The sequence below is a fragment of the Lapidilactobacillus salsurivasis genome, assembly GCF_054785215.1.
Map to the genome: position 1 here is coordinate 211,041 of NZ_BAAABI010000003.1, position 12,900 is coordinate 223,940.

The 12,900-nt window shown below is 50.5% G+C and carries 12 protein-coding genes and 1 riboswitch; of the genes, 8 read left to right on the forward strand and 4 right to left on the reverse strand.

Features of this window, described 5'->3' with window-relative positions; translation table 11 throughout:
* Positions 1-187 precede the first annotated feature (187 nt).
* From ACYVSB_RS05070 to ACYVSB_RS05080, 3 genes are all read left to right on the forward strand, one after another.
* Positions 188-1,444 carry an NAD(P)H-dependent oxidoreductase gene (locus tag ACYVSB_RS05070; RefSeq protein ID WP_461218667.1) on the forward strand — a complete coding sequence of 419 codons (1,257 nt, stop codon included), beginning with the start codon at positions 188-190 and terminating at the stop codon, positions 1,442-1,444.
* Positions 1,445-1,532: 88 nt separating this feature from the next.
* The gene (locus ACYVSB_RS05075) at positions 1,533-1,658 is read left to right on the forward strand and encodes a hypothetical protein (protein ID WP_461218668.1); all 126 of its coding nucleotides are present in this window, start codon (positions 1,533-1,535) and stop codon (positions 1,656-1,658) included.
* Between the two features lie 276 nt (positions 1,659-1,934).
* Positions 1,935-2,297 carry a hypothetical protein gene (locus ACYVSB_RS05080; RefSeq protein ID WP_461218669.1) on the forward strand — a complete coding sequence of 121 codons (363 nt, stop codon included), beginning with the start codon at positions 1,935-1,937 and terminating at the stop codon, positions 2,295-2,297.
* Here the strand turns inward: ACYVSB_RS05080 and ACYVSB_RS05085 are convergent.
* Positions 2,284-2,733 (reverse strand): Hsp20/alpha crystallin family protein, encoded by a 450-nt coding sequence (locus ACYVSB_RS05085; protein WP_461218670.1) that lies wholly within the window; start codon positions 2,731-2,733, stop codon positions 2,284-2,286. The two genes, ACYVSB_RS05080 and ACYVSB_RS05085, sit on opposite strands and share 14 nt — an antisense overlap.
* Positions 2,734-2,936: 203 nt before the next feature.
* Positions 2,937-3,848, reverse strand: a complete 912-nt coding sequence (locus ACYVSB_RS05090) for a YitT family protein (RefSeq protein WP_461218671.1) — start codon at positions 3,846-3,848, stop codon at positions 2,937-2,939.
* Positions 3,849-4,306: 458 nt separating this feature from the next.
* On the opposite strand from ACYVSB_RS05090, the gene ACYVSB_RS05095 reads away from it, so the two are divergent.
* Positions 4,307-5,185, forward strand: a complete 879-nt coding sequence (locus ACYVSB_RS05095; RefSeq protein WP_125599316.1) for a GRP family sugar transporter — start codon at positions 4,307-4,309, stop codon at positions 5,183-5,185.
* Positions 5,186-5,430: 245 nt separating this feature from the next.
* On the opposite strand, the gene ACYVSB_RS05100 is transcribed toward ACYVSB_RS05095, so the two are convergent.
* The gene (locus ACYVSB_RS05100) at positions 5,431-6,327 is read right to left on the reverse strand and encodes a helix-turn-helix domain-containing protein (protein ID WP_125599313.1); all 897 of its coding nucleotides are present in this window, start codon (positions 6,325-6,327) and stop codon (positions 5,431-5,433) included.
* A 649-nt stretch (positions 6,328-6,976) separates the two neighbouring features.
* Between ACYVSB_RS05100 and ACYVSB_RS05105 the strand changes: the two genes are divergently transcribed.
* From ACYVSB_RS05105 to ACYVSB_RS05115, 3 genes are all read left to right on the forward strand, one after another.
* Complete coding sequence (locus tag ACYVSB_RS05105) at positions 6,977-7,153, forward strand: hypothetical protein (protein WP_164511139.1); 177 nt, start codon at positions 6,977-6,979, stop codon at positions 7,151-7,153.
* A gap of 134 nt (positions 7,154-7,287) precedes the next feature.
* Positions 7,288-7,476, forward strand: a riboswitch (Lysine riboswitch).
* A gap of 364 nt (positions 7,477-7,840) precedes the next feature.
* Complete coding sequence (locus ACYVSB_RS05110; protein ID WP_461218672.1) at positions 7,841-9,427, forward strand: ABC transporter permease subunit; 1,587 nt, start codon at positions 7,841-7,843, stop codon at positions 9,425-9,427.
* A gap of 10 nt (positions 9,428-9,437) precedes the next feature.
* Positions 9,438-10,178 carry an amino acid ABC transporter ATP-binding protein gene (locus tag ACYVSB_RS05115; RefSeq protein WP_461218673.1) on the forward strand — a complete coding sequence of 247 codons (741 nt, stop codon included), beginning with the start codon at positions 9,438-9,440 and terminating at the stop codon, positions 10,176-10,178.
* 342 nt (positions 10,179-10,520) lie between these two features.
* Here ACYVSB_RS05115 and ACYVSB_RS05120 read toward each other — a convergent pair whose 3' ends face one another.
* Entirely contained in the window at positions 10,521-10,670 is a 150-nt protein-coding gene (locus ACYVSB_RS05120; protein ID WP_164511138.1) for a hypothetical protein, read from the reverse strand.
* Positions 10,671-11,224: 554 nt separating this feature from the next.
* Between ACYVSB_RS05120 and ACYVSB_RS05125 the strand changes: the two genes are divergently transcribed.
* Positions 11,225-12,823: an ATP-binding cassette domain-containing protein gene (locus tag ACYVSB_RS05125; protein ID WP_461218674.1), complete on the forward strand. Its 1,599-nt coding sequence runs from the start codon at positions 11,225-11,227 to the stop codon at positions 12,821-12,823.
* Positions 12,824-12,900: the final 77 nt, after the last annotated feature.

Here is a 12,900-nt window from a genome sequence, read left to right on the forward strand (position 1 = left end):
ATTAGCCTAGCGGTGGCTTTGGAAGCGTCCTTTGCTTCCGGAGACATCGCGTAGCTAAGCGGAAAAGTCAGTTGCGCGCAGCACGTTTCAAACTAGAGTGCGGAGCGCAACGGGTTGACTTCGAGCATTAGTCTAGCTAAGCGGAAAGTACTGGGGTTGCGAACACATTTATAAGGAGCGAAAAAAGATGAAAATAGTTGGTATTGTTGGTTCAAGCGCTGATTTTTCCTATAATCGGCTGTTATTGCAATTTATCGGTCGCCACTTTGGCGCGGATTTCGACTTCAACTTAGCCGAAATCAAAGATCTGCCCATGTTCAATCAGGATGACGACCAAACCAATAGCGCGCCCGTCCAAGAATTGGTCCAAGTGATCGAGGAAGCGGACGGTGTTATCATCGCCACACCTGAGCACAATCACACGATCAACGCCAGTCTGAAAAGCGCGCTGGAATGGCTTTCCTACAAGATCCATCCCCTGGACGGCAAGCCGGTGATGATCATTGGCGCCTCTTATTTCACCCAAGGTTCATCCCGCGCGCAACTGCATTTGCGTCAGATTTTGGACGCGCCTGGCGTTAACGCCTTGGCTTTCCCTGGCAACGAATTTCTGCTCGGAAATGTCAAAGAAGCCTTCGACGATCATGGCGATTTGAAAGATCCGAAAACAATTTCATTCTTGGGCACCTGCTTACAAAAGTTTCAACGCTTCATTAAAATGACCGAATTTTTGAATCAACCAGAGGCTGAAGTGTTGCCACCAGAGGACTTGAAGGCCACCGGCACGATCGACACAACCATTCAAGGCGTCGATAAATCCGCGCCGGATTGGGTCGAACAAGCTTCCGAAGTTGCCCACGCCGTTGATGGCAAGACTTATGTTCGCTTGAATCGGGGGATCTTGACCGTCGACCAACTGAATTATTTCCTGGCCTCAATGCCCATGGAACTCACTTTCGCCGACAGCAACAACCAATTCCTCTACTACAATCAACAACCGGATACCGGCGAGAAAATGTTGGCCAGCCGCAACCCCACTCAACCTGGTAATCCCTTGATCAATTGCCACCCAGAACGAGCGCGGAAAAACGTGGAATGGGTCATCCAGCAACTGCGCCACGGCAAACAAGACGTGATTCGAATGCACGTGCCCACCCACGGACCGGACAAGTTCGTCGTCCACAATTATCAAGCGCTACATGATGAAACCGGCGCCTACAAAGGGCTCAACGAATACGTTCTGGACATTCAACCAATCATCGACTGGTATTTGCAACAAACTGGCCAGAAACTCGTTGGCGATGTGGACGCGGTCAGTGGCGCCTCGGAGAAATCCGGCCCAACTAAACCAGCAGTCGACGGCGTTTCCGGCGCCTCGGAAAAGGCTGCCACGCCTGCCAAGCCGGCAGTTGATGGTGTTTCGGGCGCTTCGGAAAAGCACTGAGTTATATTGCGCTCCTGATTGCTGATGTAGGTGGGTGTTGCGGATCTGCTGGGTTTGGTGGTGACGCAACCGCCTCAGGACGTTTGTCGTGGCTGGAACGCAGTGGGCATCGTTTGAAGCCAATCCGCAAGCCCAGCGGCTTGTCTTCAAATCGAGCCTTATTCTAATTGATAAATCGCTAAGAATAATCTCACCGCTGAGCCACACGTCCTGAGGCGGTTGCTAGGCAGAATTGAGCCTATCTGCAATCAAAGTTGGATATCTGAAAAAGTGTTTTTGCAAGTGTGGTGGTCAAAACCCATCACACTTTTTTTGTGGTACGGCAATGCCAACGGATTTGAACTAGTTGGTTGGTACAGGTTGCGTTGGTCGAACATCTTTACCAGTTCCCTGAATAATCTTTGAGTGAAATCGATCGATTCAGCTGATTCATCAAGATCATGTCCTAGTTCATCAGACAGACTATACTGGTGTCACCAATTTAAAGATTTTGACCACTAACCACGACCGTCAATTTCGTGGATCCCCCTCAATTGGCCATAGCTTGCCAATTGGCGTGAGTGCTCAAACGGCTGTTATAACGTTGAGCGGCTGGAGCGGAGAAATTCGGGGTGAGATCGCCGTGTCGTTATTCTTAGCGGCTTTGCCGCTTAGAATAAGGCTCAGCTTTGAGATTCGCGGGCTTTGCGAAGCTCAAAGTGACGCCCACAGCGAGCTCACCCCGAATTTCGCAGCGCAAGCTGCGGGCATCATCTTATACTTTCAAAAAAAGCGATGGAAAACCGACATTATTATGCCAGTTCGCCATCGCTTTTACTTATCTGCCAGTGTGAAACTCATTAGTCGATCTTGATTTGGTGATCGCTACTGATTTCTTTGTTTTCCTTAGGCAAGGTAATCTTCAAAACACCATTTTCATAGTGACCTGAGATCGCGTCCGCCTTGATCTTAGGCAAGCGATATTGCCGTGAGAAACTGCCGTAACTCCGCTCGCTCATCAAGGTGTTGCCATCTTTGTCGGCGTCATCCGTGAAACTGTCCTTCTTGCCGCTGATCGTCAAAATATCGTTGTCATAACGCACTTCGATATCTTTCTTATCCAAACCAGGAAGATCAACAGTCACTTGATAATCATGCTTGGTTTCCTTGATATCCGTCTTTAAATCGTTCGGTTCGGACATGCCATAGAACGCACGCCCGAGATTGTTAAAGAAACGGTCATCATTAAACCAATCATTGAAACCTCCAAATAAATCATTACGACGGTTATTCATTAAGTCATTTGCCATAATTCTTTACTTCCTTTCTTCAACCTTCAAAACCCATTATAATCACTTTTTGGTTGGTTTCAAGAATTTAGCACTCTGAATATCTGAGTGCTAAAAAGTAAGTGGGAATACCCCTGTCTAGGCATTCCCACTTACTTAGTAGGTCATTCATTTGGTGTGACTGTTACTGGCGGCTGGCCCGTGGCTGAGTGACGCGCCGGAGCTCAACGTTCGTCCGCGTTGAATTTCTCTAAAACTTCCGAGCGTTTCTCACTGGGGATCTGGGTCAGGTATTGGTCGCCACCGTTCCAAATGCCACCGCGAGCTTCGGCGGCGTCCATCACCAATACAAACGCGCTGGGGTCGATCTCATGAACCAGACCAAGGAGTTGGTGGTAATCGGGATTTTCCACGATGACCATTAACATTTCTTTGTCGTGCCCGGTGTAGCCGCCCGTCACGTTGAAAATCGTGAGCGCCTTCCCCAGCAAACCCAGCTTGCCTTTGATCTTATTCAGATCCGCATCGCTCATAATGTAAATGACTTTCTTGCGATCGAAGCCTGTTTCAATGAAATTCATCACGATCGTGGTCAGGATCTGCGACGTGACCGCCAGGACCATCACTTCGAAGCCGGCGACGAACACGTTCAGCAGGCAGATCACCCCGTCGATCAGCAGTAAGGAGGTGGATGTTTTCAGCCCCCAATATTTCTTGATGATCAGTGGTGGCACTGTGGTTCCGCCACTGGAAGCGTCGATTTGGTAGAGCATTGAGATGCCCACCGCGAAAATCGACGCGCCCACGATCACGGTCAAGAGTGGGTCTTTGATCAATTTGATCTGCGGGGTCAACGCCAAACAAACAGGCAAAATGAAACTGCCCAGGGCGATTTTCAAAACGGTTTGCTTGCTTAAGAAAATCCACGCCAGGATCAACATGAAAATATTGATGATCAAAACAACCAATGACAGATTGAATCCAAAGGCCGCTTCCAGCAGGATCCCGATCCCGGTGGCGCCGCCAGAAGCGATATTGTGGGGCGCGTAGAACATATTGATACTGATGGCAATGATTTCCAAAGCTACCAGCATGACTAAGAATTGCGCCCACTTCGAACGAACAAATCTTGACATCAAAGCACTTCCTTTTCTGAAAATTTATCTAGTCCGCCCTCAGCGTTTCGCCGATTCGGACCTAAGAGTCTGCCTGACCCGACTGACCCCGCCAAAATCAAGTGGCGAACTTCAATCGGTGGCAGTTATGTTTCAATAATTATAACACAGCCAGCGGGATTCGCCCGCTTTCAACCGATTCACACCACCGGGGCTGGTCGTTTTTCTGGCGCGTAGCCCAGCGGCGAACCGTTGGCGAGTTGACTGGGGCCGAAAAATCCAAGCCATTGCCCCAACAGTTTGCCAGATCTGTGTCACTTTCCAAAAGTAAGTTTTAGCTTGACACAGGTGGCTTTCAGAATCTTTTTGATATTTACTGCGCCGTTTTCGTCATTTTTATTCAATCTTTTCATTGATTCTTTCACCATAAATAAGTTACAATGAAAAAATCTGAAAATCATAAAGGGGCGAGTAAGTAAATGAATCTTCTCATTGGACTGATCCCAGCAATTGGTTGGGGCATCATGCCGTTGATTGCGACCAAGGCTGGCGGCGACCATATCAATCAAATCATGGGCACGACCTACGCGACTTTGATCACCGCGATTGTGATCTACGTGATCAGTCAACCACAGATCTCTTGGCAACTGCTCTTGATGGGCATGCTGTCAGGCGCTTGCTGGGCGACCGGCCAAATGTTGCAATACCAGCTGTTCCAGAAGATGACGGTGTCCAAAGCCATGCCGATTTCCACTGGCTTGCAGATTATCGGCACCGCTTTGATCGGCGTGTTGGTCTTCGGCGAATGGGCGGCGACTTCCATGAAAATCATTGGCACATTGGCGATCATTGGCATTATTTTCGGGATGTATTTCACCACGATCCGTTCCAAAAGCCAAGCTGGGACTGAGAAGCGTTACAGCACCGCCTCGTTGATCATCACTTTCATCGTTTCCACCATGGGCTACCTTGGTTACAATATTTTCCCACAATTGGTGGGCGCGGATCCTTGGGCTGGTTTCTTGCCGCAGGGAATCGGGATGGCCTTAATGGCGACGATCTTCGCCTTGTACCGAACTCACCGCACGCCAACCGCCAAGAATTACTTCACTGAAGGCGCGACTTGGCGCAACCTGGCGTCTGGCTTCTTCTTCGCCTTGGCCGCGCTCTTCTATATCGTCTCCGCGCGCCGCAATGGTGTCGCCACCGGTTTCGCTTTAACGCAAATGAGTGTGGTCATCTCGACGATCGGCGGGATTCTCTTCCTCCACGAGCACAAAACCAAGAAAGAGTTGACTTTCACCCTGATTGGTCTAGCACTGGTCATGGTTGGGGGCATCACCATCGGAATCATGTAAATCTTCTGAAAAGATAAGCATTGTTTTCGCAAAAAACAGTCACCCCAGCTGGCGCTAATTCTGGTTCCAACCCAAATAAGCAGCCACTCCAGCCTATTAACGGCTAATAAAAAACGTGTTTCCCACCAATGTGTGGTGAAACACGTTTTTTGAGCTGTCCAATTAGTGGCGCGACGCCCGGCCCGGTCTGAGACCAAACTTGCTGGCGCCGCTACCGCCGGCGCTGACCGCGTGGCCGAGCTTGGTTAGTTCTGACCGGAAGCGGCGGCCTCATCGCTGGTTTGGTTGTCGAGACGCGCTTGGAGTTGGTCCAGTTGCGCCAACATGATATGGTTGCGATTGATTCGGGCAAAGGCGCGGGAATCGTGAATATGCTCGATGATCTCCGCCGGATCCGCCTTCAACGCCAGCCCATTCAAGGCCAGCTGATACTCGACTTTCGCCACGTAATAAGTCACATGGTTATTCGCGCAGATCGTCAGGGCATAGTTGAGCAACTCGTTGCCGATCTCGTAATTATGGCCACTTTGGCTGTAGAAACGGCCCGTGTTGTAAACGATATTCAGCACCCGCCAAACATCTTTGGTGGTTTCGATCGTACATTGATAGATTTGGTCGAACACCTTATTGAAGTAGAACTCGGCCTTATCCAGCTGGTCGTGCCGCGCGTAGGCGATCCCGCAGCCAGTGTACGCCAACAAGTTATAAATCAGCGGCGCTTGACTTTTCGCCATTAAAATCTGATTGAAATCGAAAATCGAATCGGTGATCGGGTGATCCAACAAAGTTGACAAATATCCGCGCAGATAGAGATACCGCCAACGTTGGCGCTCGTCAGTCAGATCGGAGCCGTTGATCTTCTCGAGCAGCGCTTGGGCTTCGCGATATTCACTGGTCACCAGCTTGAATTCGGTCGCGTCCAATTGTTGGTTGAGTTGACTTTCAGGCACGCCGAACTTCGGAAACAAATCATCCAAGCTCAGATGTAACCGCCGACACAATTGAATCAATATTTTGATCGTGGGCACTTGGCCATTACTTTCCAAGCGGCTCAACGTCGCCTGGGTGCAAACGCCGTCGCAAAGCTCTTGTTGAGAGAATCCCATCGCTTTACGGGTCGCAATAAATTTATCGATATTCATCTTATCACGTTCCTAATTTTTAAAACGTGTTCTCCGACCCAGCTCCCTGTGCTTAGCTAGGCTAATGCTCCGGAGCTACCCAGATCGGCTCACGCTCTCTTTGTAAACGTGTTGCGCGCAACTGACTGCTGTGCTTAGCTACGCTCTTGTTCCGGAAGCCAAGTTCAGCTTCCAAAACAAGAGTTAGGCTAATGCTCGCAGTCAACCCGTTGCGCTCCGCACTCTCTTCATTATCATCATTATAGCATATACATTTCTTATATAAAGGCAAGACAGTGATTATTCTGGCGGATCTTTGGCAATGACGATGGTAAACAGACGCAAATAGGATCTCCGGCCAATACCCGGAACTAATGAAAACGCTTATTAGTTATAGTTTACCTCATTTTTAGAAAAAAATGTTGAAAATTATCAACTTACTAAAAATAATCTTTCCATCAGTTTTGTCCAGGCCATTAACGACCTGAATCTCCTAGTAAGCTGAACATTTTGCTCCATTTTCGAAGGGTGAGCAGATTGCCCCCAGCCCGACCTGGGGTGAGTCAGCACAAATAATTGTGACCACTAACCATGGCCGTCACCTGCGCGGCTCCAAATCAACCGGACACAGCTTGCCAGTCGGCGGGAGTGCTTAAATGAATAAAATACCGTGAGCAGGTGGAGTGGAGCGAATCGGGGTGAGATCGCCGTGTCGTTATTCTTAGCGGCTGTGCCGCTTAGAATAAGGCTCAGCTTTGAGATTCGCGCGGGTTTCGCAAAGCTCAAAGTGACGCCCGCCGCGTTCCACCACCCCCAGCCCGACCTGGAGCCCCTCCATATCCGTTGACCACCAACGCCCCGCGCAACGCAAGCTGCGGCCAAACTATTTTTATCAGCATCATTGGCCAGAAAAAACAAAGCAGCTTCCCCTTGACAGCGCCGCGAATAACAGGTATGATAGCAACTAAGTTAATATGCCGCAAAGCAAATAGAGGTCGCATGAATCACCAACCTCGGGGAGTGTCCAAACACGTTGAACCGAGCTTAAGGAGGATTGCCGAAATCTGATTCCCGTTTGGCCGCGAATCAGGTTGGGCCAACAGTTAAGAGCTGTTGGACTGTCTCGAACTTCAGCGTTTTCGTTGAAGCTTGAGGAGCGCTATGATTTTGGGATGATTCGCCGGGCAACCGCGAGTGGTCATTCAGGGATAAATTATGGTCAAGACCTTTATTGAATTTGATTTCAGTAAAGGTCTTTTTGTTGGCTCTTAATCAAAAGAGTGCGGAGCGCAACGGGTTGACTTTGAGCATTAGCCTAGCAAGGATTTTGGAAGCCGCACTTCGCTTCCGGAAGCCTTGCGTAGCTAAGCGGAAAAGTCAGTTGCGCGCAGCACGTCAAAGAGTGCGGAGCGCAACGGGTTGCTTTTGAGCACGACTAGCGATTTGTTGCAGATTGGCGCAGACAATCTGTGACAAATCGCGTATCGGCGCAGAAAGCAGTTGCGCGCAGCACATTTATGTGGAGGAGTTCATCATGAAACATTTGCGTCAAGGGTTGATCATTTTAGGTTTGATTTTAGTCGGTTGGTTGGCTTTACCTGCCAACGCCAGTCAGGCCGCTAGTAATTCAGATACGTTCAAGGTCGGGATGGAGGCGGGTTATCCGCCGTTCAACTGGACTCAGACGGACGCCAGCAACGGCGCGGTCCAAATCGACGGTTCCTCAGCTTACGCCGGCGGTTACGATGTGCAAATGGCCAAGAAGGTCGCCCACGCCCTAGGCAAGAAATTAGTCGTGGTCAAGACCAGTTGGGACGGATTAGCGCCCGCCCTGACCTCCGGCAAAATCGACGCGATCATCGCCGGCATGTCGCCCACAGCGGAACGGCGCAAGACGATCGACTTTTCCGACACGTATTACGCTTCACAATTGGTGATCGTGGTGCGCAAGGACAGCAAATACGCTCAGGCCACCAAACTCAGCGACTTCAGCGGCGCCAAATTGACCGGGCAGTTGAACACCTACCATTACACCGCCTTGAGCCAGATCAAAGGGGCGATCAAAGAGCCGGCGATGAAGGATTTTCCGGCGATGCGGGTAGCTTTGGAATCCGGCACCATCGACGGTTATATTTCCGAGAAACCAGAAGGCATCAGCGTCACCGGCGCCAATCCCAATATGACCATGGTCGAGTTCAAAGGCGCCCAAGGCTTCAAAACCAAGCCCGAAGACACAGACCTCGCCATTGGCCTGCGGAAAAACGATCCGGACAAACTCAAGATCAACGCCGCGTTGGCCCAGATCTCGCAAAAAGAACGCAACCAATTGATGACCGCCGCTGTGGCGCAACAACCACAGGCCAAATCTCAAGGCAATTGGGTCGTTAGTTTACTGAAACAATATGGCGGCATGTTGGCCAGTGGGACGGGGATCACCTTACTGATCTCCCTAGTCGGCACCATTGTCGGCTTCGTGATCGGCTTGTTAGTTGGGATCGTGCGCACGATCCCCCGGGGCGGTTCCGCTTGGCGCCGCGGTCTACTGCGTTTCGTTGACTGGCTCTTATCCGTTTATATCGAAGTTTTCCGCGGCACGCCAATGATCGTGCAGGCCGCCGTCGTTTATTACGGCGCCGCGCAAGCGTTTGGCTGGAATATGAATCGGTTGGCCGCCGCTTTGGTGATCGTTTCCGTCAACACCGGCGCTTACTTGGCCGAGATCATGCGCGGTGGCATCATCGCCGTCGATTCCGGTCAGTTCGAAGCCGCCCACGCGCTGGGCATGACCCATTTGCAGACCATGAACAAAATTATTTTGCCCCAAGCGATCCGCAATAGTCTGCCTGCGGTGACCAACGAATTCGTGATCAACATCAAGGATACTTCGGTGCTCAGCGTTATTTCCGTTTCCGAATTGTTCTTCCAAGGCTCGACCATCGCCGGCCAGAACTTCCAATTCTTCCACACCTACCTGATCATTTCCGCAATCTACTTGATCCTCACCTTCACGATCACCCGGATCCTGCGCTGGGTCGAACGGAAAATGGACGGCCCGCAAAACTACAATTTGATGGCCAATCAGAACCAAGTCACTAATCCCAAAACTAGCCTGACCAATTAGGAGGTTCCCCATGACAGACGAAATTCTAGCAGTTACCCACTTAGAGAAATCTTTCGGCGACCACCAAGTCCTGAAAGACATTAATTTACAGATTCGCCGCGGCGAAGTCGTCACGATCATTGGCTCCTCCGGCTCAGGCAAATCCACCTTGTTGCGCTGCATCAACTTGTTGGAGCAACCCACCCAAGGCGAGATCACCTTCCACGGCGAAAATATCCTAGCGCCGAAGTTTGACATCACCGCCTACCGCGCCAAGGTTGGCATGGTCTTTCAATCTTTCAACCTTTTCAACAACCTGAACGTTTTACAAAACTGCATGGTCGGGCAAACCACCGTTTTGAACCGCACCCCTGAAGCGGCCCGCGAAATGGCGCTGGCCCAACTGGAGAAAGTCGGCATGACCCCTTATGTCAACGCCAAACCGAGTCAACTTTCCGGCGGGCAAAAACAACGGATCGGGATCGCCCGCGCGGTCTCGATGAGTCCAGAAGTACTCCTGTTCGATGAACCAACTTCGGCGTTGGATCCGGAAATGGTCGATGATGTGCTCGATTCAATGCGGGCCCTGGCGCACACTGGCTTGACCATGGTTTTGGTCACGCATGAAATGGCTTTTGCTCGAGATATTTCTGATCACGTGGTCTTCATGGATCAAGGCGTCATCGCCGAGGAGGGCTCCGCCGAGGAGATCTTCACACGACCGCAAAAACCACGGACACAGACGTTCTTGAAACGGTACCTACAACGATAGAGTGCGAACCGACCCGGGTAGCTCCTGAGCATTAGCCTAGCAATTGTTTTGGAAGCCGCACTTCGCTTCCGGAACAATTGCGTAGCTAAGCGCAGGGAGCTGGGTCGGTGAGCACGTTTCAGAATGAGTAAAGTATGATGTCCGCAGCTTGCGCTGCGCGATTCGGGGTGAGCTCGCTGTGGGCGCTGTTTTAAGCCTCGCAAAAACCGCGAGTCTTAAAATCAGGCCTTGTCCTAAGTGGCATAGCCACTAAACGTGTTCGCTGACCTAGCTTCTTCCGCTTAGCTACGCAACTATTCCGGAGGCAAAGTCCAGCCTCCAAAATAGTTGCTAGGCTAGTGCTCAGAAGCTGCCCAGGTCAGCTCGCACTCTCAACCATTTCACGGCGATCTCACCCCGAATCGCTCCGCTCCAGCCGCTAAACGTTATAATAGTCGTTTGAGCACTCACGCCGGCTGGCAAGCTATGGCTAATTGATGGGGAACCACGCATTTGACGACCATGGCTTGTGAACCCTGACTGCTTGGGCGGGTGACACCGGGATAGATTACTTGAAGAACCAAAACGAGTCTGGATCCGGGTTTCGTGATTTTGCTACCCAAAATCCTAGCGCTCACCAAGCTACAACCGGAATACCTCACCGCTGTTCACCGGCGAAATCGCGTTATAACTGTGGCACGCTCCTTGCGTGGACGCCGTGCTGACGAAGCAGTGATCCCAAAAAGTAAAAAATAGTCTAAGGCACTGATCAAAATTATCGATCAACAAGTCTTAGACTTTTTTCTTTGTCCTATTCATCAAAGCCGCAGCCGAGACAACTCGCTGTGGCTATTTATTGGTCATCAATTGACCACGGCGGGGTAACATTAAAAAATAATAACAGAATATTAGAAATCTACTTGACCCCCCCAGATCCAGGACTAAAATTGACTTGTTTAGACACAAACTAACTGGATGATTTCTCTTTTGGTTGAATGGGTCGATTTGGGTTTCATTCGATTTTTCGAGCTCCAAGACAATAATCTATGGGAAAATGGGTGGCGTCAATGAATTTAAAGAAGTATTTCTTGCAAGAAAAGAAGATGAACCTGATTGTTTTCTTTTTCGTTATTATGGCGATTCTGATGAGCACGATTGTTCAATATGTTCTCACCAAACTATCAGATAGTTTGATCGGTTTTCAGCGGTCCAGCTTCTTTTATTGGTTTGTCGTTGGCATCGCGCTGACGGTGATCAACCTCTTCTTTTCCATTTATGGTGATTATCTGGAGGAGTCGGCCAAACAAAAGATGGATGTGCATTTACGTGACGACCTGGCCCGCGGGATCGCCAATGAATCCGCCGATAACTTCAACGCGAAAGGATCGGTCGGTCGTTATACCTCTTGGCTGACCAATGACGTGGAACAAATCAACGACAAAGGCTTCCAAACGGTTTATAATTTTGTGATGTATTTTTCCGGAATTATCTTTCCGATCTCCGCTTTCATGATGTTTCATTGGACTTTGGCGGTGACGGCGGTGGCGCTGGGGATTATTCTGGCGTTCATGCCTCGCGTGGTGAAGCGCCTGATCACCGATCGTTCGAAAATCCTGACGACCACCAACGAGCAATTCGTCAGTCGCGTGGAAAATCTATTGAACGGTTTTGAAACACTGATTTCCTTCGGCCGGCGTTTTGAGATCATTCATCGCGTCAATCGCTCTTCGAAGGAACTGAAGGACGCCACTCTAGGCTATAAACGTAGTGAGATCACCGTTGACACCATCGTCAGCTTGCTGAGCGTGGTCAGTCAGGAAATCATCATTCTCGAAGCTGGTCTGCTGATCCTCAATCATCAAATCAGTCCCGGCGTTTTGCTCAGTGTCGGGGCGCTGGCGGGAACGGTCTTCACCTCGATGGGGCAGCTTTCCGGCCTGATCGTCAAAATCAAGGCCGTTGATCCCGTCTTCGCCAAATACAAAGACTTGGATCTGACCGACATCGCTAATGTGGACCGGCGCCCGGCGGCAACCAGTCAGACGGTTTCTCTTGATTTGGCCGCCGTTACCAGCGCCAGCGGCCAACAAGTCTGGTTGCATCCCACCTCGAAGCAAGTTCCGGCCGGCGCAAAAATCAGGATTTCCGGCGCTAGCGGCCAGGGTAAGAGCACGCTACTGCGGATCATCGCCGGATTGACCGAACATTTCAGCGGTCAAGTCGCGTGGCAAGCAGATGGCGTGACTACAACAGTGACCCCACCAGACCTAATTTATGTTCCCCAAAAACCGTTTATTCTCAATGATTCGGTTCGCTTCAACTTAACCTTGGGCCGTGAATTCTCTCAACAAGAGCTCCGCGCCGCGCTGGCCAGCGTCGGTCTAAATGAAACCATCGACCAACTGCCGGATCAACTAGATACGATTTTAACGGCGAATGGCAGCGACTTGTCCGGCGGTCAACGGCAACGAATCGCGCTGGCGCGGGCGATCTTACTCAAACCAGTGGTACTCTTGCTGGACGAAAGCACCGCCAACGTGGACGAACACACCGCGCAAGCGATCGAAGCCCAACTTCTCTCCGATCCACAACAACTTGTCCTCCTGGTTTCCCACCATCCCTTCACCGAAAACAAACCGCTGTTCACCGGTGAAATCGCGTTATAACTGTAGCGCGCTCCTGGCGTGGACGCCGCGCTGGCATTGACTTTTTCCTTAGCGGGCAGGATAACAAGGTTAGAAAA